Below are 21,789 nucleotides of genomic sequence, written 5' to 3'. Positions count from 1 at the left end.
CCTGTCCTCATCTTGTCAAGACAATGGCTTCACCATGCGAAACGCTACAGCCAACTGCTCCATGCCGGAGTGAGGCGGCTCTTCCCCTCCGTCTGACACAAGCACCCTTCGATGCGGGGCAAGACGTGCAAGCAGAGCAAGCACATCCTTATTCATAGCAGCCTTCAAGCGAATTCGGAAAAAGTTCTCCTTCATAAGCACAATTCGTTCTTCTTGACGATCGAAGCTCACGCGGAAGAATCCATAGCCATACACTTCGAGGCTGGCTACTGCTTGCGGCCAGTCCTGAACCATATAATTCAAGCTGGTCTCTCCCGCTTCTGCGTCCTTCCATTGATGCAGCGGAGCACTTGCATACCAATAATAAGCATGCTGGCGAACGAATCCGTTCCGCTCATATAGCCGAATGGCAGATTCGTTCGTGTCGAATGCATCAAGTTGCACGGAAGAGAAGCCCTCCTTCGCGGCGTGAATGCTTGCCTGCCGAATCACATGGGAACCGATGCCCCTTCCTCTGAACGGAGCAGATACATAGAAATTGTTCAGAAATAAGATGTCATCGATCAGTCTCCATTCCGCGAAGCCAATCAGAGAATCCACATTCCTATACATCCCTATAAAATGCGAAGTGAAACGAGATGGCGGGATAGCAAGCGAAGCACGCAAGAAATCAGCATATCCATGAGCTGAAAAAAGCGTCGCTTCATAGAGTTCCGCAGGCATCCATGTCTCGCTCATGCGGGAAATTTCCTCATAATGTGCCGGTTCCAGCGTTCGGACATGAACAGATTCGCCTCGTGACTCGATGCAGCAGTCAGGAAATAATCGTTTCCACATGTCCCCGTCACCCCTCGCGGCTGTGATATCGTTCCTTATCGAGATCAGATGCCCCACGACTTCCGGGAAGTGCAACTCCCTCCCGCTTGACCACAGTAATGATTGTTAAGAACAAAATTTTGATATCCAGCCAGAAGGACCAGTTCTCCACATATTGGACGTCAAGCTCCAAACGTTCATTCCAGGATAGATGGTTCCTTCCCTTCACTTGGGCTAATCCAGTAATGCCCGGACGAACATGGAATCGTTTTTGTTCCCGCTTCGTGAAGTACGGCAAGTGCTTCACGAGCAAAGGCCGTGGCCCAACCAGACTCATGTCTCCGCGCAACACGTTCCACAATTGGGGCAGCTCATCCAAGCTCGTTGAGCGCAGGAACGTACCAAAAGGGGTAATACGGTGGGCATCTGGAAGCAGTTGCCCTGCACTGTCTCTGGCGTCTGACATCGTGCGAAATTTATAAACCTGGAATACGCGCTTATCCTTGCCCGGCCTCTCCTGCTTGAAAATGGCCGGCGAACCTAATGCAACGCGAACGCAAATATAGGTAATAAGGAGAATCGGGCTGATTACGAGCAGTAAAATGGACGAAACTGCAATATCGAATATACGCTTCATTACTGATGCTGCAGCAATTGTCCCTCGGCCACTTGACGGAGAACACGTGCAGGAATCCCCATGACCAATTGCTGTCCTTCCACATCTTTAGTAACAACACTTCCAGCCGCGACAACGGCTTCTTCTTCAATGACAACCCCCGGCAGCGTTACGACTCCAGCCCCAAGACGTCCGCCCTTCTTCACAGTTATTCCCTTCATCCACTTAAATCGTTCCTTCGTCCGGCCAATGAAATTGTCATTGCTCGTGATAACACCCGGCGCTACAAATACATCATCACCAATGGTGGAATAAGCCGTAATGTAACAATTCGTTTCCAACTTGCAGCGTGCGCCTACCGTACAATCGTTCTCTACCGAAGCTCCGCGTCCGATAATCGTACCAGCACCTACACGTACACGTTCACGCACAGTAGCTAGGTCGGCGACGAATACATCATGCTCCAGAACAGCACCCGCATATACGATGCTAGCTGTTCCAATCGTGCAGCCTTCCTCGATGATGCACGGATCCTGGCTTCCTCTATCTTGAAGCACAGATCGTTTCGCACGAAATGGCTGCTTGCCGATGACGGCTTGATCCATAATCGTTACCCCATCGCACACAACCGTCTTCTCTTCGATGATGACATGACGGCCGATAACCACTCCCTTGCCAATGACCGCACCTGCTCCAATGATGCTCCCATCGCCAATGCAGACTCCATCCTCGATTGTCACTCCATCACCAATTACACAGAAATATCCCAGCCTCACCTGTTCTCCCATTCGAATATCCTGTCCCAACACTTGCAATTCTGCTCCTGCTCGCTTGTCATCCTTTATCCCCATCTTCGAATCATCCCCTCTACACATCGTAGGACGCAGCCGTATTCCGCTTGCTAACTCGCTTCTCGTTACGCCCAACGTCCTCCGCTATTGCCGCGGAAAGCTTATAGGACATGCGTTCCCAATCATGCTCTCGTTCCACATAATCTCTTGCTCTGCGGCCCATTTCCTCCCGATCCTTCAACTGCCTCGCCAGTTTGGACAGAGCTTCGCTTAATTCCTCAGGATCTTGCAGGACAAGACCGATTTGTTCCTTTGCAATGACCGAATCGTCAATCTTGCCAACGAGAAGAGTCGGCAATGAAGAGGCCATATAGTCGTACATTTTGTTGAAGCTCATGCCCCATTTGTATACAGAAGCATCTCGCAGCGCAATTAACCCTACATGAGCCCGCGCCAAAAGTGTGGGCACAGCCTCCTTCTTCACGAGTGGGAGGAAGGCTACATTAGTCAATCCCGCTTGTTCCGCCTGCTTCACTAGAGCTTCCTTCTCCGGTCCATCCCCAACAAAGACGAATTGAATATTACTGTCGGTTCCCTTACTAAGTGCTGCTGCTTCCAAAAGATGATGTATGCCGTCAGAAATACCGTGCGATCCGGTATAAATCGCAATGAACTTCCCTTGCCATTGTTCAAATTGGCGCTCCACCTCAGAAGGGAGTTCGGCCAGCGGAAGAGCGAAGCGCTCCATATCGACGCCATTAGGCAGAACCAGCACCTTCGATCCCAGCCCGCTCTGCTTCTCCACATAATCAGCAGCTTTATCGAACAGCACGATGATGCGGGACGCCTTCCGATATAGATGAGATTCCAGCCAATAGAGTGCCTTGACGATCGGATGGTTCGGCGACATCTTGCCGAAGTCTATGAGTGTCTGCGGCCATAAGTCTCGTTCCTCGAAGTAGAATACCGCATTATGATGAGCAGCGAGGCGGGAACCGATCCATGCAGCCGCAGGATGCATAAGGGATCCGATGATGAGATCTGGGCTCTCTTTGCGCCGCCGCCCCTCCCAATAACAGCGCCATGTATAATCCAGCATATTCTTAATGCGCCGCCAATCATTGCGCCTATAAGCCGTTGTGCGGAGCCAGACGAACCGCACTCCATCATATGTCACTTCCCGAACCGCATTGCGCGAGCCTTCCAAATGATTAATCCAATTCTGATGCCCATAGGCGGAAGCAAATATCGTGACACTCGCTCCTTGCCTCACAAGCTGCTTCGCCAAATCAAAATGACGAGTCCCTCCGCCTGTGCCAGGGGCGACTCCGTAATGATTCACGATCCATATGTTCATTCCAGCTACACTCATACTGCCGCCTCCTTCCAATGCAAAGTTTCCACTTGCATCGCATAATCCAGCGAGCTTAACCCGCCCGTAAACCCTTCCTTGGCATGTCTTTGCGGATAAGAAAACGGTGTGAATTCGTGATATTCCACCCGGATTCCATATTTGTGAAATATGGATTCATCTAAATACTCCCTGCCGCTGGGACCTGATAAATAAACATCGCCGCCTGCCTCATGCACGAGCTGAGCAAGCAGCTCCGATTTACTCCCATCTGCCAACATGGAACTGGAACGGATGAGCGGAGTGCGAATGTCCAGCCAGTTCATGAGCAGCTCGATGCTCGGGATAGCAAAATCGACAAGACGCTCATATTTCGCACCGTAGAGATCGTGTAGTTCATTTTTCCGCTGAAGATACCCAGGGCATTTGCCATAGCTGGCTTCGAGCTGGCGCAAATGATCCGCCTGCCAGTCGCGGTTGTTCGCAATTCGCACATCGATCGTCCTCGTTCCGAACAAGCCTTCCTTCGCTACGGGAATAGTCAGCCATTTCGGCCCACCTTGCGTGTCGATCATTGTGCGATTTTGATAGCCATTCTTCGTGAATTGAACGGTATCGAGCAAGATGAACAAATCCGAGCAGGCCATCTTATGAAAAAAACCAAGCCACGGCAGGACATTCGGCTGATGAATGCTGACAATCATATTCTCACCCTGAGGGGTTCAAAGGCTTCGGCATATTCTTCACCGATTTGAACGCCTCGAATTTTGGCCAATCCAAATACCATCTCTCTCGTAAAATAACTCCGGTTCAGATGCAGCTGAGAACGATATTGCTGCAAAGCCTCCCATTTCCGCTCCATATATTTCCGGTCAAGCGGGGCAAATATTCGTGAATTGGTGCTCAGTTGATTCCAAGGGAGCTCGTAACCGTAAAGGGATTGTTCCTTGAATGCACGCTGGCTCTCACTACAGATGACTTGATGATCTTGGTGTATATCGGACGAGGATGGCACTAGAACCAAATCCGGTTTCATGTCTCGCTTCATTCCAACGAGAACTTCCAGCAATTCTTGGCGATGGGTGGGAAATTGGCGGACAGGGAATCGATAGATGATGCGATTGTCATGTGGAATTTCCAATACGTCCATGGATGCATGAAATTCATGCGCCAGCGTGTCTTTGGCAAAATCGCCCGGCAGTGATTGCTCAGCTACCGAAAACGCCGCGACAACCACATTAGCTCCTGACTCGATCTGCTTCGCAATAAACGCGCCACAGCCAAGTTCCGCATCATCCGTATGAGGAGCCAGCACCAAAATGTTACGAGCGCTAACTTGTGTTGGTAGTACCATGCTACTTTACAACCTTCCTTTCACGTTCCCTATTCATCGTGCCAAAGGCAGTTTGCTGTACTTCTTCCTTCCTGATGCGGCCCGTGACGTCGGCATAAACATGCAGCAGCTTTTCTTTTTCTACATTCCAATGATAGAGAGACTGAACTGCCTCTTGCCCGCGGCGCCCCATTTCTTCCGCTTCTTCATGATGCGTAATGAGCCAATCGATTCGTTTCGATATGCCTTCAAGATCGAAGGGGTCGACGCAAAATCCGCAGCCTGCTTGCTCAATAATCTGCCTCCACTTCGGGAAGTCAGAGGCGATGACGGGAATGCCCGCCGCCATATATTCGAACAGCTTGATCGGAAGCGCGTCTATGTAATTGATCGTCGGGTGCAAAATAACGAGCCCTGCTCTCGAACGAGCCATCGTTTCATATACCTGCTTGCGGCTCAACTGCCCGAGGTAATCAACTTTGGCCCAGCCGGAACGTCCCATAGCAACATGCTTCTCCTCGGCAGAAGCGAAGGAACCCGCCAGCAAAAGCTTTTTATCCGGTATTCCGAACTCCATGGCGCCAACTATCTGCTGAAGTCCACGAATATTCCCGATGGAGCCGACATAACAGACGGCGTCCTCCTTACCTGCATGTTGGGAAATGCCAACGAATTCCCCGGATTGTGGTGACTCGGCAGTTTGTACGAATTCGTCCAGAATTGGATAATTGCACACCGTCTCGGTGTAACACTTCGGATGTCTAGCGAACCGTTCCTCAATATGAGTCGTTGCCGTTACAATCGCATCGAAGCGAAGACTAGCCCAGAGCTCTATCCGCTCCACCAATCGAGATACGCCGCCTCTTAGCCACTTCGGAATCCACCCTTTGCTCAAAATCTGGCGCGGGACATCTTCATGCACATCGTATATGACTCTGTATCCCTTTTTCTTCAGCCATATCCCTATTGGAATCAATTCTGGATCATGAAAATGGTATATGTCTGCATCTATTTGCCTCGCCGCCTGATAGAGTCGCCATGTTGTCGTCCACATTCTCTCAGACCGAGAGCGTGGAATCGGCAGAGGGACAATGCGCACCCCTTCAATAACTTCCTCTCCATGGTGCGGTACAATGAACAGTGTGTTATATCCCGCCTTGGCCAGTGAGACGGCTTCTTTGTACGTTATGCGGGAATCGTTGGCATCGTGGGCCGTACTAAGCATGCATACCGTGAACAAATGATTACGCTCATGATGATCCACCACCAATCCGCTGCTGCCATATTTAACGGTGTGCAATAGAATGCTCCTCCTCTCGCGCTGCTAATAATCCTGCTTTAGTAATGACTGGAAGCAGGCCGATTACGGCAAAGAACGCTCGATTGTCGGGAATATCGCCACTGACCGTTACATTGAACAGCATGGCTATAAATATCATGACCAGCACGATCCAGCGCTCGGATTGAGCAGATTTCAAGATCAATATCGCATATCGAATCGTAATGCCAATCAATAAAGCTAAGAGCAGCAAGCCAATACCACCGAGTTCTACCATCACTTCGATGAACAGATTATGCGGATAATCGCGGAAATCGTCCATCTGAGACAGCACAGGCCATGATCCAATCCCATTGCCCCGCAATGGGGATCTCAGCCAGTAATCTCCCGCTTCGCCTGCATACGACACCCTTGCGGAGGCCGAACCCCCAATTCCATCACTTCCCGGCATCAGCAGAGATAGCCGGAGCAATGTCTGTGGTGGATTCGGGGATGCAGACCATATTACCGCTGTAGAGATCGCCCCCGCTATCATGGCAAGCAACAATAAGCTGTAACGCCTTACGTACATCCGATTGTGCTCCAATCGAATCGAATACAGCATCGGCAAGAGCAAGGACAGAAATGTTGCTAGCAGAGGACCTCTACCCCCGCCAACAAATAAGTGAAACATACAAATACCGAATGAGAACAATGAGAACAATTTATACAGGGCTTCTCTCTGTCCGAACAGAAGCTGCCACATGAATACAATTGCACCTAAGCTTGAAATTTGGCCTGCTCCTAAATACGTGCCACCCATAACATTGACAAATCCCTTCCCCCCGGACGCTGCGTAGGTGAGAATCCCTTCCCCTGCAATCCATAAGGAGAATATGCCGAGCGCCATTATGAATCGCTGCACCCGTTTCGGTTCCGAAGCAATGATCCATGAGCTGCCGATGATTGACCACAACACGAGTGTAAGCATCTTGGACACTTTATCTGTGGCATAGATCTGGCTTGGGGACCAGATTAGCGACAGCATCGCATAGGCTGCGAGCAGAAGATAAATGGCTGTCACCATGTAGCTGTCCCATAGAACGATGAACTTCCTCTTCATCAGTACATAAATCGATACCAGCACGCCGAGTCCCAACGTCAGCATCGTGATGTCCATCGGTATCCAACTGAATCTTGGATCAGATTTGAATACACCCGCGAACAGAAAGATTACAAATAACATTTCAAAGGAAAAAAGGATGTGAAGGAGACTCTTCAGAAGGTGATCAATCCGAATTGCGCTGGCACGCCGATGGTGATTAAAGTCGATAATATTTGGCTGAACCATACTCGCCCTTAACCGCATTGCGCGTATCGTATACAACTTGGGATTGTTCACAGATGAACTGATAATCGAAAGCGGAATGATCGGTTGTAATGACCGTAATATCCGCTCCTCCCAGGAGCTCTCCCGTTAACTCCGCCGCTTCCATACACTGTCCTCGATGGATGCAGTGAACGACATGCGGATCGCTAAATACGACATCTGCCCCCTTCGACTTCAAGGCATCCATAATGGTAAGCACGGGAGATTCCCGCCAATCGTCTACATCCTTTTTGTAAGCCATGCCGAGCAAGACGATGCGTGAATTTTTTATTGTTTTCCCTTCTTCATTCAGGATCGAACCAATACGAGTCACTACATATTCCGGCATCGTACGGTTGATTTCACCAGCCGTTTCAATGAGCCGCATATGGCAATTGTATTCACGAGCTTTCCAGCTTAAATAGAACGGATCGATCGGAATGCAGTGCCCGCCGAGGCCAGGTCCCGGATAGAACGCCATAAACCCATATGGCTTCGTCTTCGCGGCATCAATGACTTCCCAAATGTTAATCCCCATTCGATTGCACAGGAGGGTCAGCTCATTTACAAGGGCGATATTAATGTTGCGGAACGTGTTCTCGAACACCTTCTCCATCTCCGCAACTGCGGGAGAACTTACTTCAACCACATCCCCTTCCAAAACAGACCGATAGAGCTGAGCAGCCACTCGGGTGCATGACGCTGATATACCGCCAACTACTTTTGGTGTATTTTTTGTGTTATAGCTTTTGTTGCCTGGATCTACCCGCTCCGGAGAATACGCCAGGAAAAAGTCAACGCCACAGGTAAGGCCTGAAGATTCTAGAATGGGCTTCACCAACTCATCCGTCGTCCCGGGATACGTCGTACTTTCCAAGATCACTAGCATTCCGGGACGCAAGTGCTTGGCAATTTCTTCTGTGGATTGCTCGACATAGCTCGTATCCGGTTGATGATAGCTGTCTAACGGAGTCGGCACGCAGATCGTTACGACATCCACTTCATTCATGAACGCAAAATCTGTAGTTGCCATTAATTTATTCGCCTGTACCATCATGCTCAAATCTTCGTCGACGACATCGCCGATATAGTTAATCCCTTGATTAATCAGGCTCACCTTCGTGTCCTGTACGTCGAACCCTATGACTTGGAAGCCGGATTTGGCCTTCTCCACCGCCAACGGCAGGCCCACGTATCCCAAGCCTACTACGCCGATCACTGCTGACTTATCAAGCAGCTTTTCCATTAGCACATCGGCCGCACTGATCGTTAAAGAGCTGGCAACTACACTCATTTATTTATCACGTCCTTTAAAAAACTGTGTCACGATATCTATAATGTATTGCTGATCCTGCTGAGTCAGTTCTGGGAACAACGGCAACGCCATACAGCGAACGGAGGCCTGTTCTGCATGCGGCAGGTCGCCTTCGCTATACTCAAGCGGGCGATATACCTCTTGAAGATGCAGCGGAACCGGATAATAAACACCGGAATCAATTCCCTGCTCCTTGAGGTGCGCCATTAACTGTTCACGCTGATCCGTCTCAATAATGTACAAATGATAAGCATGCTTTCCATAATCCAGCTCTGTTGGAAGTATAATAGGCAATTGTGACAGCCCTTCTTCGTACTGCTTCACCTTCTGCCGGCGCACGTCTGTCCATTCATTCAATCTGCGCAGTTTGACACGAAGCAAGCTCGCCTGAAGCTCATCCAGCCGGCTGTTATAGCCTACTCTCGCATGATAATATTTCGGATTCGATCCATGAACACGCAGCATGCGTATGGTACGGGCAAGTTCAGCGTCGTGCGTCACGACGATGCCGCCATCTCCGAATCCCCCTAAATTTTTGGTAGGGAAGAACGAAAAGCATCCCGCAGTGCCAAGACTTCCCGCCTGCTTCCCGTTATAATCGGCGCCCAGCGCCTGACAAGCATCTTCCACAACATGAAGTCCATGCCTCATGGCAATGTCATTCACGGCATCCATGTCTGCCATCTGTCCAAAAATATGTACCGGAATAATTGCTTTCGTGCGTGGCGTTATCGCTTTTTCGATACATTCCGTATCAATCAAATACGTATTGGGGCTCACATCGACAAACACAGGAGTTGCCCCAACGCGTGAGATCACTTCCGCACTGGCAAAGAAGGTAAAGGGAGAGGTAATTACCTCATCTCCAGGACCGACGCCGAGCGCATCTAAGGTCAGCATGAGCGCATCTGTTCCATTCGCTACTCCAACGGCATACGGAACATTCAAATATTGCGCCAACTCTTCTTCGAACGCTTGAACTTGCGGGCCGTTAATATAATGGCCGCTAGACAGCACTTCTTCTGCAGCCCTCAGCAGCTCTTCTGAAATCGACGCATAGGAAGCTTGCAAATCAATAAGAGGGATGCTGCGTTTTGTTTGCACGAGAATATTAGACAACCGAATCTCCACCTTCACCTATTAGTCCATTCATTCCGATTACAGGGAAATGAGCTGCTCTTCGCTGCTCCGTTGATTCACGCTTGCATCGTAGATGTCCAACACCATCTGCAGCGCTCTCTTGCCATCTTCGCCTGATACATGCGGATCACGATCATCGCGAATCGCTTCGACCATATCCCGAATCATGTGGGTATGTCCGGGCTCGCCAAAAGGATTTAAATGCGTATGCTCAACAAATGCCAACGCTTCTTGCTTATCAAGGGATGCAAAGTTCCAATATTTAATCCAGTGCGCGGTTGGACCGCCGATCACCGCTGAACCATGCTCGCCGAACAATGCAATCTCTTCCTCTAAGTTGTTCGGATAGACGGTCGAAGCAACTTCTACCGAGCCAAGTGCGCCATCGGCAAATTGCACTACAGCCAATGCCACGTCCTCCATTTCGATATTTCTCAGCCGCGTTGCCGACATGGCTCGCACTTTAACTGCTGGCCCCATCAGCCAAGCTAGCAAATCCATCGAATGGATGCCTTGATTCATCAGGACACCGCCATCCATTGCTTTCGTTCCCCGCCAAGGAGATTGATTGTAATAGTCCTGGTTCCGATTCCAGCGAAGCTTGACGCTCGCATGGCTCAGCTTGCCGAATCTCCCCTCATCCAGCATTTTCTTCAATTGCACAATTGCCGGACGATAGCGGTTCGGATGTACGACCGCCAGCTTCACCTTATGCTTGCTGCATGCTGCTATCACCCGCTCTGCATCAAGAATCGTCAAGGCGAGCGGCTTCTCCACGACAACATGCTTGCCAGCCTGAGCCGCTTGAATGGCCATATCCGCATGCAGCCCGCTCGGCGTGCAAATAATGACCACATCTACACATGGATCCTGCAGCATGTCTCTATACTGCAAATACGCCGCAATCCCGTCCTCTGCCCACGGTCTCATCCGCTCCGCGTCCGAGTCGCACAACGCTTGCAGTACTGCTCCTTGTACGTTCTGAATAGCTTCCACATGCTTTGCTGCAATATGGCCGCATCCTACAATCCCGAATCGTATCATCGTGCCATCTTCACTCCTTCATCCGAACTCGAAATAGTTTCCATTAAAAAACGCTTCAAATGTAGGGGGTTATCAAGAAGAAGCTCATTGAGCTGCTTATTCCAGTGCTCGAATGCGCGCTCCTCTATCAGAAGCGGATTGCCGACAAAAATGCGCTGATGTTCCGTTCTCCGCAATCCCTCCTCCTCCGTTGACAATTCCTCATGCAGCTTTTCCCCAGGTCGTATTCCCGTTACTTCAATTTCAATATCTTTGTAAGGCTCAAAGCCGGACAAACGGATTAAATCTGTTGCTAAATCCAAAATTTTAACAGGCTTGCCCATATCCAAGATGAATACCTCTCCGCCAACGGCATAGGCTCCAGCTTGAATTACTAAGGCAACAGCTTCTGGAATCGTCATGAAAAAGCGCGTCATATCCGGGTGTGTGATCGTGATGGGCCCGCCCTGCTGGATCTGCTCCTTGAAGCGCGGAATTACGCTGCCGCGGCTGCCAAGCACATTGCCGAACCGAACCGAAGTAAAGTTCGTACTGCTGCGCTCGTTCAGATGCTGGATGACCATCTCAGCCATTCGCTTCGTTGCCCCCATGACACTCGAAGGATGCACAGCCTTATCTGAAGAAATAAGGACGAAACGCTCACTGCCAAATCGATGGGCACATTCCGCTACATTCCTCGTTCCGTGCACATTATTTCGAATAGCCTCGGAAGGGTTCAGCTCCATGAGCGGGACATGCTTATGCGCAGCCGCATGAAACACGACATTCGGAGCATATTCGTGGAACAGTTGTTCAAGTCTTGGCTTATTTTGAATATCCGCAATGATTGGCATAATTTCCAGCCCAGGATGAAGCCGGCGAAGCTCCGACTCAATGGCATAAATACTGTTCTCTCCATGACCAAGCAGGAGCAATAATTGCGGACTAAGGGCAGCGATCTGACGACATAACTCGGAGCCAATAGAACCCCCAGCCCCTGTAACAAGAACCGTTCTACCCCGAATATAATTGCAGTTGTCTTGCAAATGTAGACGAACAGGCTCTCTCCCAAGCAAATCCTCGACGTCTACATGACGAATATCGTTCACCGTGAGCTTGCCCTGCATCAGGTCATCCAGACTAGGCATCGTATAAATATTGCAGCCCGTTGTCTTGCAGCAATCGATAAATTCGGCAATTTGCTTGCGCGGCAAGGAAGGCAGGGCGATAATAATGTCCTGAATCTGATATTGCTGTACAGCTTGCATAATCGAATCACGGCCACCAACGACCGGAATGCCCACGATTTTTTTGTTCCACTTATTCGGATCATCGTCGATGAACGCTGCAGGCAGGGAGTCTGAATGCTCATTGTCCAATATCTTTTTGGCCACTAGCGACCCACAATCACCCGCTCCGATAATGAGAATGTGACGCTTCACCCGCTGATGGCTCACCGTACGTCTCTGCCTGTACCTTTGCAGCATTCGGATTCCTCCGACGGACAGAAGAACCGTCTCATAGGTCATGATCATAAACCCCCATGGCACCTCATTTCCCCATAGGAGAATAGATATCATCGAAGACATACCACAGCCAGCCGTAACGGCAGACGCAATTAACAACACATGTCTACTATCTGCATAACGCCATACTTGTTCATATAAATTGAACACCTGGAAGCCGATCAGACAGCAGACGATGGTAAGCACGCTGAACCCGAGCACGAACGAATTTCCAATCTGTCCTTCGTTAGCATGGATCGTAAGCAAATAGGACAGCCCGACACTTACAGCAATGCATCCTGCATCCAGAACTGCAAAACTCCCTTTCTTGAGCCACCACAATTTCAACTCCATCACTCCATTAGTTCAGTTGTCTCTATCCCGAGCAGCTATTTCATCGCAATTACCTGTGAATTCAACGAATTGCGCCGTTCGACTTGATTGAGTACAGTGCCGATAATCGTACCGTTCACGCACTCTATGGCCTCTTTCACTTTCATGAGCGTAGCAGCTTTTACTTTTCCAGATTTGACAACGATCAGTACCGCATCGCACAAACCTGACAATATTAGTCCATCCGTGACTTTCGTTATGGGGGGCGAATCGATAAGAATCAGATCGAATTGTTCTGCAAGATGACTTAAGAGGTATTCCATTTGAGAGCTGCCCAACAGCTCGGAAGGATCACTGTTCGTCGGATTCCCAGGGAGTATGAATAAATTAGGTATGGAGCTTTCTTGTATCATTTCTTCCGACCATTGCGCAGATTCCAAATAATCGCCTAATCCGCTGCGCTTCGAGAGGGAGAATACATGGTGAAGTGTTGGCAGGCGCAGATTCGCATCGATGATTACGACTTTCTTTCCTTCCAGCGCGAAGGCAATTCCCAAATTGCTAGCTACCGTCGTCTTGCCTTCCCCATGCACGGATGAGGTCACCAAAAGCGTTCGATCATTTCGCTTGGCTAGCATATAATTCAACTTCGTTCGCAATGCGCGGTACGTTTGGGAAATGTTAGACGTCTTCTTCATATGCACTAATAGCTGAATTTTACGTCGATATCGGAACATTCTTTTTATCACCCGCCAATTTGGTATTCGCTGTCTTTTGCGTCAACATATCTCCTCTTTTGCAAGGTTCGATGGACACGAGAGGTGAAAGTTCCAGTTCCCTCAGTCGTGCTTCATTTCGCACAACATCTCCCGTCATATCTTTCATGCTGACAAACAGCATGAGTAAAATAAAGCAAGCAGCCCCAACGATCACTGTGTTGCGCAATACATGGGATTCGACTTCTGGAATCATGCGCTGTTGATGATTCGGGTCATCGAGAATGAGAATGTTGTCCATTTTGTAGATGAATGCTACTTGTCTTTTTAGCGTGCTTGTTACATCATTCATAATGTCAATCACTCTCGATTCTGAGACGTCTCGAACGGTTATAGACATTACTGGGGTTTGCTCCACCGTGCTTACCGATATGCGATCCGCGAGTTCACTGATTGACAGGCCCCAGCTTGGATTATCACGTATAACCGCCCCAAGAATAGTAGGTGTCTTAATTAATTCCTTAAAGGTGTTCATCAAGGATATATTCAAATTCATTCTTTCCATCGTCATTTCTGCATCTGAACCGCTATTACTCATAATCATCTTTACTGTAGAGCGATAGGTCGGTTTTTGAGTTACTTGCATGAACAATGCCGCAAGCAATGTTACAATAAGGGTAGTGATGATTAGAAACCATTTTCTACGGTTGATAACTTCAAGCAAGGTTAGAAGTTCGATGGTCGTTCACTCCTTTTTGATGGATTATAATGCTTCTCTACTTGAGGAAACGTAATCGATTTATCTTCAATTGACCATCATATGGGGGGGACACTATAATAGAAAAAGAGGTTCTAAAGTCATAGTTTTGATACATTTTGTAACCTTGAACTACTTTTTAGATTAAGATACATTTTGTATCGTGTCAATTCATTTCTGTATAATTTATAATTTTTTTGCGACATATTGTTTCAAAAAGGGTGTATCGTCTTAGCAAGGGAGGAATTGTTGGCATGAGTACCGGAAATCGCATATCATATCTTCGAGATCAGAAGGGATGGACACAAGAGGGACTCGCTGAGCTGCTGGGTATTACCCGAGCCGCGCTTTCTCACTATGAAAAAAATCGCCGCAAGCCTGATTTTGAAACGTTGACCAAATTAGCGGATTTATTTGGAGTATCTATAGATTATTTGGTGGGACGCATCTCCAATCCAACAACAACCTTGACACATGAGGTTCGTGAGTTTGCAGACGCTTTGGAGTTGTCTGACGAAGACTTGATGAAGAGGTTCCGTCTTACGGTAGATGGACGTGAGCTGTCTGAGGACGAATCGCGACGCTTCATCGCATTTGTGCGTGCCGAGCGTTCCATGCAGCCAACTTCCAGAATTAAGAAATAACCATAAGAAAACAATACATCCTCCATTGATCAAATGGAGGATGCTCATCTACATACTATTCAATTGCAGGTATAGCCTCCGGTCGACGGTATACATCGGGCCATCGTTCAAGATCAATTTGCAATTGAGTCAAAATGTCAAAAATATCTAGTTTAGTCTGTTTATTGTCTAGACTTGTTTCATTTTGACTTTTCAGATTATGATTCTCCCCTATTCCTCCCATAACCCGTACCTCACTTATCTTGTAATGACCACTGCTATAGCTCTTATTTAGTTCCAAATTGCCATATTTCAATCTTTATTATAACCCATAAGATGCAGGTACACTGTCGTATCATGGGGAGAGGAGCGTACCTATTCAGTTCTACTTTTGTCGAATTTTATACGTATTCTTCAAAAATTACGAAGATGAAGGAAAAGAGCGCGGACGAACCGGGACTTTGCCTTGACGTTGAAGCCATGCATGAATGATAAAACTAATAATCGATAATACCGCAATCGCGATTGAGATGACTGCTACGCCAGCAAGGCCGCTATGATCATAAGTAACACCTAGCAAATATGGACCTATCATCCTTCCAATAGAGCTGATTCCTCCTGCAACCCCCATATAGAATGGAGCCTCTCGACCAGCCCGAGCGGATAGGAATGCTGGGACAGCCGGGGATACAAGCATTTCTCCTAGCGTTGCCAATGCCATTCCAAGCACGAAACCTGCATAGTTCGGCACGATCCAAATGACGAGATATGCCGCTCCATAAAAAATGCCGCTCCATGTCAGCTGATCCGTTACACGCTTCGCTACGGTTCGCTTCATCCATGTTGTAATCGGCTGAGCTGCAAAGATAAGTACGCCGTTCAATGTCCACAGCAGACTGTACATTGAAAGGACCATGCCCTGATCTGCAATATGCGGGGCAATCCCGCTTCCCCACAAGGAATTCGCCAGCCATATGAACATGGCCCCTAAGGACATGAACAAATATATGCGATAAGCGGCTAGCTTATTCCGTAGTGTCTGTTCCGGCAGCACTCCGGCTGAAGGCTGTTGTCTATCACCAGAATTTGCTGCCGCTCCAGTACCTTGATTCTCAAGAGCTTGTCCGTAATTTGTCTCACTATTCTCTTGCACGGATCCCTCTTCCTGCATGCCTTGCAGGAAGCGATAGAAGAAGAAGGCAAACCCAGCTGAGGTGACTCCGTTCAGCATGAAGGTTAAATTAAACGAAATGTCTGCGAGCACACCGCTCAATGCTGTTCCCAGTGCGACCCCGATGTTGTTCGCCACATAGATCACATTGAATAATTCGTCCCGACGGTCAGACCAGCGAAAGCCAATAAAAGATTGAATCGCCGGCATCGATACGGAATTGGCTAGGCCAATCGCCCCCATCGTAATGATATATCCCCACCAGCTGGCATATGCCGTGAACACGAGCGAGAATTGCAGCACGGAGGTAATCGCCAGTGCCCATACAAGCAAGCGTCGCACTCCTACCCGATAATACAAACCCCCGCCAAGGAACTGTCCAAATACGCCGCCGAGCATTTGTATCAGAATGACGAATCCGGCATCAGCCAAGGAGCGATTTAATTGCGTGTGAACAAACAACGTCGTGAGCGGCCACATGAGAGCACCGCCTGTTGAATTAATCATGCTTGCCCAGATAAATACGTTCATCTCCCGCGTATAATTGCGGAACGCCCCCATCGGCGAAAACTTCATGGTATCACCAACGATTTCTAGTAGAAGTAGGTTGAAAAAAGCGATGACCTGCGCCCGGATAGTTCCGAACTGCAGGCCATAGCTATCATACCATAATTTAGTTTCCGCTAGCACGTGATAAATCGCGCATATTCGCTTCAAATGCGGCAAGCAGCGCCGCTTCACCGGTCATCCCCTGCGCCTCTACCTTCGCAATTTGCTCCATCATGCGCTTGTAATCCTTCGGAATGACACGGACGAATTGCTCGCTTGCTCCATTGTCCCATTGCTGCAAGATTCGTTCCCCAATGGTGCTGCCCGTTGCTTGCACATGACGCTCGATCATGCCTCGCACCTGCTGCTCTTCTTCCGCTCCTTCAAGCGGCTCCAACAGCACCATTTCTAGATTGCAGCGGTTCAAGAATGTACGATCCTCATCCCATACATATGCGATACCCCCGGACATACCTGCCGCGAAGTTGCGCCCCGTCTTGCCGAGCACGACGACACGGCCGCCAGTCATATATTCACAGCCATGATCGCCTACGCCTTCGACGACCACATGTACACCTGAATTGCGAACCGCGAAGCGTTCGCCAGCGATTCCGCGAATGTAGGCTTCACCGCTTGTAGCCCCGTAGAATGCCGTATTGCCGATAATGACATTGTCCTCGGCTGCAAAAGTAGCCTGCGGAGACGGCTTCACGATAATTTTACCGCCCGATAACCCCTTGCCGACATAGTCGTTGCTGTCGCCTTCAACCGTCAACGTCATGCCGCGTGGAACAAATGCGCCGAAGCTCTGTCCAGCAGACCCGATAAACGAGTAACGGATCGTATCCTCAGGCAGTCCTACCGCGCCGTATCTTCTCGTTACCTCGCTGCCCAATATTGTGCCCGTCGCACGATTCACATTGCATATCGGGAATGCCCCTTCCACTGGCATTCCTGATTCCAGCGCAGACTGCGCTTCGGGAACGAGCCTTGTCATATCGAGCGTCTCTTCCAAGCCATGGTTCTGTTCGCGTACTTGAATGCGCGAGGAACCTTCTGGCATCTCAGGCTGATACAGCACCGAGGACAAGTCGAGATGCTTCGCCTTCCAATGATCCAGCGCATCCTTCATGCCCAAGCATTCTGTACGCCCAATCATCTCATCCAGCGCTCGGAATCCAAGCTCAGCCATCCATTCGCGAAGCTCCTCTGCAATGAAGAGCATAAAGTTCACGACATGCTGCGGATCGCCTGTAAAGTTCTTGCGCAGCTCTGGATTTTGTGTCGCCACTCCAACAGGGCATGTGTCCAGCTGGCATACTCGCATCATAATACAGCCGACCGTAACAAGCGGTGCTGTGGAGAAGCCATATTCCTCAGCTCCCAGCAGGGCAGCGATAGCAAGGTCGCGTCCTGTCATCATCTTCCCGTCCGTCTCCAATACAATACGATCGCGCAAGTTGTTAAGGATCAAGGTCTGATGCGTCTCCGCCAATCCAAGCTCCCACGGCAAGCCTGCATGGCGGATCGAGCCCTGCGGTGAAGCGCCAGTGCCACCGTCATAGCCGCTGACGAGAATTACATCTGCACGCCCCTTGGCTACTCCGGCAGCAATCGTTCCAACACCGACTTCCGAGACGAGCTTCACATTGATGCGCGCCTGCGGATTGGCATTCTTCAAATCATAGATCAGCTCAGCCAAATCCTCGATCGAGTAAATGTCATGGTGCGGCGGCGGAGAAATCAAGCCTACTCCTGGTGTCGAGCCTCGCACTTCCGCAACCCATGGATATACCTTGCGGCCTGGCAGCTGACCGCCTTCTCCCGGCTTGGCTCCTTGTGCCATCTTAATCTGGATCTCATCTGCGTTAACGAGATAATGAGATGTCACACCGAAGCGTCCAGATGCCACCTGCTTGATCGCGCTTCTTCGGGAATCGCCATTCGCATCCTTCACATAGCGGGCTGGATTCTCTCCGCCTTCACCGGAGTTCGACTTGCCTCCGATTCGGTTCATGGCGATAGCCAAGCTCTCGTGCGCTTCCTTCGAGATCGAGCCGAACGACATTGCTCCCGTCTTGAACCGCTTCACGATCGATTCGACGGATTCCACTTCATCCAATGGAATCGCTGGGCCAATTGGCTTCAAGGTGAACAACGAACGAAGGGTTCGGCTGCTGTTGTACTCTCCTTGCACCAGCTTCGAATACTTCTTGAACAGACGGTAATCGTTCGTACGTACAGCTTCCTGCAAGGTATGAATGGTTTGCGGGTTGAACAGATGCTCCTCCCCGTCCTTGCGCCACTGATACTCGCCCCCGGAATCCAGTTCCGTATCTCTTCCCGGCTGTGAGGCGAAAGCACGATAGTGATGAGACAATGCCTCCTGCGCTACCTCCTCCAAGCCAATGCCGCCGATTCGGGATGGCGTCCAAGTAAAGTATCGATCGATAAAGTCCTGCTTCAAGCCAATTGCTTCAAAAATTTGTGCGCCGCGATAAGATTGTACCGTCGAGATTCCCATCTTGGACAAGATCTTCACAACGCCCTTCGTCGCGGCCTTCATATAGTTCTTAACTGCCTTCTCGTGCGTAATGCCGTTCAGGATGCCTTGGCGAATCATATCATCCAGCGTCTCGAACACCAAGTATGGGTTCACCACACTGACGCCATAGCCAAGCAGCAGTGCATAGTGGTGTACCTCGCGCGGCTCGCCCGATTCGAGCAATAGGCTTACCTTCGTACGCGTCCCTTGGCGAATGAGATGGTGATGAAGGCTGGATACTGCAAGAAGCGCCGGAATAGCCGCTTGATCCTCCTCCACGCCACGGTCAGACAGGATGATTAAATTATGTCCCTTGCCGATAACCCGATCAGCTGCCTCGCACATCGTCTTCAAAGCCGCTTCAAGCCCCGCCGCTCCTTCTGATGCTGTGAATAAGATCGGAATGGTGATCGACTTGAAGCCTGGTCTGCGAATATGGCGAAGCTTCGCAAATTCTTCATTGGAGAGCACGGGAGAATCGAGCTTAATCTGGCGGCAGCTCTCCGGCTCTGGAAGCAACAGATTCCGCTCAGGCCCGATCGTCGTGCCCGTCGCAGTGACAATCTCCTCGCGAATGGCATCGATAGGCGGGTTCGTCACCTGTGCAAATAATTGCTTAAAGTAATTGTACAGCCGCTGCGGACGTTCAGATAATATCGCGAGCGGTGCATCATATCCCATTGATCCAAGCGGCTCCACACCTGTAGCCGCCATCGGCTCGATAATCTTGCGCAGTTCCTCATAGGTGTAACCGAATGCCTGTTGGCGCTGCTGCACATTCTCATGCTTCGGCTCAGGCACTTCCGGCGCGTCCGGCAAATCCTCAAGACCGACCAAATGCTCCTCCAGCCAAGCTTGGTATGGGTTCTCCGCCGCAATCTGCGCCTTCACTTCTTCATCTGAGATGATGCAACCTTGCTTGGTATCTACAACGAGCATACGCCCAGGACGAAGGCGATCCTTGTAGGCAATCTGCTCTGGCGCAATATCCAGTACGCCCGCTTCGGAGCTAAGCACAATCATATCGTCCTTCGTCACACAGTAACGAGATGGGCGCAATCCATTGCGATCCAAGGTGGCTACAATTTGCACGCCGTCTGTAAACGCCATTGCCGCAGGTCCATCCCAAGGTTCCATCAGACAGCTGTGATACTCGTAGAATGCCTTCTTCGCCGGGTCCATGCTGTCATGATTGTTCCACGGCTCAGGCACCATCATCATCGCAACATGCGATAGCGGACGTCCCGCCAAATACAGAAATTCAAACGTATTGTCGAACATCCCCGTATCTGAACCATCGTCATTAATGACTGGCTTCACCTTCTCCAGATCAGCGCCGAAGACGTCGCATGCGAACAATGTCTGACGCGCATGCATCCAGTTCACATTGCCGCGAAGCGTGTTGATTTCACCATTATGAATGATATATCGGTACGGATGGGCACGCTCCCAACTCGGGAACGTGTTCGTGCTGAAGCGTGAATGAATAAGTGCAATCGCAGATTCGAGCAAATCATGCTGCAGATCGAGATAGAACTGCCCAACTTGCTCGGTGGTCAGCATTCCTTTATATACAATTTTCCGGCAAGACATGCTCGAAATATAGAACGTGCTCGCCTCCTCTTCCCCGGTATAGCGAATTTCCCGCTCCATCCGCTTGCGAATCATGTACAGCTTGCGTTCGAAGGCCAGCTCACTCTCACTATCCGCATTCCGTGCGATAAACACTTGGCGCACATAAGGCTGAACTGCCCGTGCGGATTGGCCAAGACCTTCCCCGTTCGTTGGTACAGTACGGAATCCGATTAATTGATGCTCTTCCTCCTCAACGATCCGGCGAAGACGCGCTTCATGCTCTTCCCTCGCTTGCTCATTCTGCGTCAGGAACAGCATACCCACGCCGTATTGACCCGCTTCCGGAAGTGTAATTCCTTGCTGCTCCAACTCGCGAGCAAAGAAGCGATGCGGAATTTGCAGCATAATTCCTGCTCCATCGCCTGTATTCGGTTCGCTTCCTTGACCGCCGCGATGCTCCATATTCACCAGCATCTGCAGCGCTTGACGTACGATATCATGGGACTTCTGCCCTTTAATATGAGCGACGAAGCCCATTCCGCATGCATCTTTTTCAAATCGTGGATCATATAAGCCTTGCTTGGGAGGTAATCCGTTCAGTTTCATACGAAGCAACCTTTCTATTTAAAAGTGATCGACATACATTGCATAGGATCGACAGCAATCAACACGTTCTCTTTATGAATTTATAATTATTCATTTGTATTGTTTCATTATTTTATCACCACGTTAATATGATGGCAATTTAATATTTTTATGTCCTTGATAAGTTATTATAGTTGATATTCCCTTTATATAGAGCCAAATAGATAAATCCCCCTCTATGCATCGATCACCCTTTTTGTTTATAAATTCTCGTTCTTTTTTTGCATTTTTCGACATATGTGATCCATTATATTCTTTTACGAGGACAAATAACATCATTTAGTATGCATATATATTCAGACGTGTGTATATTGAATTTTTCTGTTATCGGAGCATCTACAGACTTTTCAGCCAATTA

At 49.4% G+C, this 21,789-nt stretch carries 17 protein-coding genes; 1 reads left to right on the top strand and 16 read right to left on the bottom strand.

Annotated elements, in window-relative coordinates; translation table 11 throughout:
* Window positions 1–15: 15 nt before the first annotated feature.
* From M3661_RS22090 to M3661_RS22025, 14 genes are all read right to left on the bottom strand, one after another.
* Window positions 16–837 carry a GNAT family N-acetyltransferase gene (locus M3661_RS22090; RefSeq protein ID WP_251488629.1) on the bottom strand — a complete coding sequence of 274 codons (822 nt, stop codon included), beginning with the start codon at window positions 835–837 and terminating at the stop codon, window positions 16–18.
* 7 nt (window positions 838–844) lie between these two features.
* Entirely contained in the window at window positions 845–1,453 is a 609-nt protein-coding gene (locus M3661_RS22085; protein ID WP_072727421.1) for a sugar transferase, read from the bottom strand.
* Complete coding sequence (locus tag M3661_RS22080) at window positions 1,453–2,283, bottom strand: acyltransferase (RefSeq protein ID WP_251488626.1); 831 nt, start codon at window positions 2,281–2,283, stop codon at window positions 1,453–1,455. The genes M3661_RS22085 and M3661_RS22080 overlap by 1 nt, the downstream gene beginning before the upstream one ends.
* Window positions 2,284–2,299: 16 nt before the next feature.
* Entirely contained in the window at window positions 2,300–3,595 is a 1,296-nt protein-coding gene (locus M3661_RS22075; protein ID WP_251488624.1) for a glycosyltransferase family 4 protein, read from the bottom strand.
* A complete protein-coding gene (locus tag M3661_RS22070) occupies window positions 3,592–4,278 on the bottom strand; it encodes a WbqC family protein (RefSeq protein ID WP_065292607.1) in 687 nt (228 codons plus the stop codon). Before M3661_RS22070 ends, M3661_RS22075 begins: the two co-directional genes overlap by 4 nt.
* A complete protein-coding gene (locus tag M3661_RS22065) occupies window positions 4,275–4,928 on the bottom strand; it encodes a PIG-L deacetylase family protein (protein ID WP_065292608.1) in 654 nt (217 codons plus the stop codon). Before M3661_RS22065 ends, M3661_RS22070 begins: the two co-directional genes overlap by 4 nt.
* 1 nt (window position 4,929) lies before the next feature.
* Window positions 4,930–6,207, bottom strand: coding sequence for a glycosyltransferase family 4 protein (locus M3661_RS22060; RefSeq protein ID WP_251488621.1), 1,278 nt, complete (start codon window positions 6,205–6,207; stop codon window positions 4,930–4,932).
* On the bottom strand, window positions 6,194–7,345 hold the full coding sequence (locus M3661_RS22055) for an O-antigen ligase family protein (protein ID WP_175400554.1): 1,152 nt from the start codon (window positions 7,343–7,345) through the stop codon (window positions 6,194–6,196). Before M3661_RS22055 ends, M3661_RS22060 begins: the two co-directional genes overlap by 14 nt.
* 142 nt (window positions 7,346–7,487) lie before the next feature.
* On the bottom strand, window positions 7,488–8,801 hold the full coding sequence (locus M3661_RS22050; RefSeq protein ID WP_251488744.1) for a nucleotide sugar dehydrogenase: 1,314 nt from the start codon (window positions 8,799–8,801) through the stop codon (window positions 7,488–7,490).
* A gap of 27 nt (window positions 8,802–8,828) precedes the next feature.
* Window positions 8,829–9,968 carry a DegT/DnrJ/EryC1/StrS family aminotransferase gene (locus M3661_RS22045; protein ID WP_251488619.1) on the bottom strand — a complete coding sequence of 380 codons (1,140 nt, stop codon included), beginning with the start codon at window positions 9,966–9,968 and terminating at the stop codon, window positions 8,829–8,831.
* A 39-nt stretch (window positions 9,969–10,007) separates the two neighbouring features.
* A complete protein-coding gene (locus tag M3661_RS22040) occupies window positions 10,008–11,033 on the bottom strand; it encodes a Gfo/Idh/MocA family protein (RefSeq protein ID WP_251488617.1) in 1,026 nt (341 codons plus the stop codon).
* Window positions 11,030–12,865 (bottom strand): polysaccharide biosynthesis protein, encoded by a 1,836-nt coding sequence (locus tag M3661_RS22035; protein ID WP_251488615.1) that lies wholly within the window; start codon window positions 12,863–12,865, stop codon window positions 11,030–11,032. Before M3661_RS22035 ends, M3661_RS22040 begins: the two co-directional genes overlap by 4 nt.
* A 41-nt stretch (window positions 12,866–12,906) precedes the next feature.
* Entirely contained in the window at window positions 12,907–13,587 is a 681-nt protein-coding gene (locus tag M3661_RS22030) for a CpsD/CapB family tyrosine-protein kinase (protein WP_065292613.1), read from the bottom strand.
* Window positions 13,568–14,305: a YveK family protein gene (locus M3661_RS22025; RefSeq protein ID WP_081676260.1), complete on the bottom strand. Its 738-nt coding sequence runs from the start codon at window positions 14,303–14,305 to the stop codon at window positions 13,568–13,570. The genes M3661_RS22030 and M3661_RS22025 overlap by 20 nt, the downstream gene beginning before the upstream one ends.
* Before the next feature lie 272 nt (window positions 14,306–14,577).
* Here M3661_RS22025 and M3661_RS22020 point away from each other — a divergent pair, with 272 nt between their 5' ends.
* Complete coding sequence (locus M3661_RS22020) at window positions 14,578–14,967, top strand: helix-turn-helix domain-containing protein (protein ID WP_021254370.1); 390 nt, start codon at window positions 14,578–14,580, stop codon at window positions 14,965–14,967.
* Window positions 14,968–15,367: 400 nt separating this feature from the next.
* Here M3661_RS22020 and M3661_RS22015 read toward each other — a convergent pair whose 3' ends face one another.
* Window positions 15,368–16,678 carry an MFS transporter gene (locus tag M3661_RS22015; RefSeq protein ID WP_251488741.1) on the bottom strand — a complete coding sequence of 437 codons (1,311 nt, stop codon included), beginning with the start codon at window positions 16,676–16,678 and terminating at the stop codon, window positions 15,368–15,370.
* Window positions 16,679–16,790: 112 nt separating this feature from the next.
* Complete coding sequence (gene gltB, locus M3661_RS22010) at window positions 16,791–21,392, bottom strand: glutamate synthase large subunit (protein ID WP_251488613.1); 4,602 nt, start codon at window positions 21,390–21,392, stop codon at window positions 16,791–16,793.
* Window positions 21,393–21,789 lie beyond the last annotated feature (397 nt).

The organism is Paenibacillus sp. MER 180, from assembly GCF_023713665.1.
Lineage (GTDB): Bacteria > Bacillota > Bacilli > Paenibacillales > Paenibacillaceae > Paenibacillus_B > Paenibacillus_B suaedae.
This window is presented reverse-complemented; position numbering and strand designations above follow the sequence as displayed.

Coding starts and splice junctions, on each gene's coding strand:
- M3661_RS22090 (WP_251488629.1), bottom strand. CDS start 837: ATGTGGAAACGATTATTTCCTGACTGCTGCATCGAGTCACGAGGCGAA.
- M3661_RS22085 (WP_072727421.1), bottom strand. CDS start 1,453: ATGAAGCGTATATTCGATATTGCAGTTTCGTCCATTTTACTGCTCGTA.
- M3661_RS22080 (WP_251488626.1), bottom strand. CDS start 2,283: ATGGGGATAAAGGATGACAAGCGAGCAGGAGCAGAATTGCAAGTGTTG.
- M3661_RS22075 (WP_251488624.1), bottom strand. CDS start 3,595: ATGAGTGTAGCTGGAATGAACATATGGATCGTGAATCATTACGGAGTC.
- M3661_RS22070 (WP_065292607.1), bottom strand. CDS start 4,278: ATGATTGTCAGCATTCATCAGCCGAATGTCCTGCCGTGGCTTGGTTTT.
- M3661_RS22065 (WP_065292608.1), bottom strand. CDS start 4,928: ATGGTACTACCAACACAAGTTAGCGCTCGTAACATTTTGGTGCTGGCT.
- M3661_RS22055 (WP_175400554.1), bottom strand. CDS start 7,345: ATGGACATCACGATGCTGACGTTGGGACTCGGCGTGCTGGTATCGATT.
- M3661_RS22040 (WP_251488617.1), bottom strand. CDS start 11,033: ATGATACGATTCGGGATTGTAGGATGCGGCCATATTGCAGCAAAGCAT.
- M3661_RS22030 (WP_065292613.1), bottom strand. CDS start 13,587: ATGTTCCGATATCGACGTAAAATTCAGCTATTAGTGCATATGAAGAAG.
- M3661_RS22020 (WP_021254370.1), top strand. CDS start 14,578: ATGAGTACCGGAAATCGCATATCATATCTTCGAGATCAGAAGGGATGG.
- M3661_RS22015 (WP_251488741.1), bottom strand. CDS start 16,678: ATGGGGGCGTTCCGCAATTATACGCGGGAGATGAACGTATTTATCTGG.
- gltB (WP_251488613.1), bottom strand. CDS start 21,392: ATGAAACTGAACGGATTACCTCCCAAGCAAGGCTTATATGATCCACGA.